The organism is Pseudomonas viridiflava, assembly GCF_003702045.1.
Classification (GTDB): domain Bacteria; phylum Pseudomonadota; class Gammaproteobacteria; order Pseudomonadales; family Pseudomonadaceae; genus Aquipseudomonas; species Aquipseudomonas viridiflava_C.
In genome coordinates, this window is the sequence record NZ_RBTP01000058.1 from 1 (window position 1) to 282 (window position 282).

Sequence of the window (282 nt, forward strand, 5' to 3'; positions counted from 1 at the left end):
GCTGGTGCCCTCGCGCTGGATGAGCAGACTCAAGCCCGGACAAACCTTCAGTTTCGTTCCCGACGAGACCGGTCAGCCGCTGACCGCCACCGTCAAGCGCCTCGGTGCGCGTATCGATGAAGGCAGCCAGACATTGCTGCTGATCGCCAGCCTGCCCAAAGCGGAGGGCCTGCTGGGAGGCATGAGCGGTACTGCACATTTTGCGGAGTTCAAGTGAACGCCCCCGCATCCGGCGCGGTTGAACGGGTTTTCGCGCAGTTTCTCGACCTTGAACGATTGACC

General features: G+C 62.1%; 1 pseudogene. It reads left to right on the top strand.

Annotated elements, in window-relative coordinates:
- Positions 1 to 217, top strand: a pseudogene (locus tag ALP40_RS17800) (HlyD family secretion protein); the annotation flags it as partial.
- Positions 218 to 282: the final 65 nt, after the last annotated feature.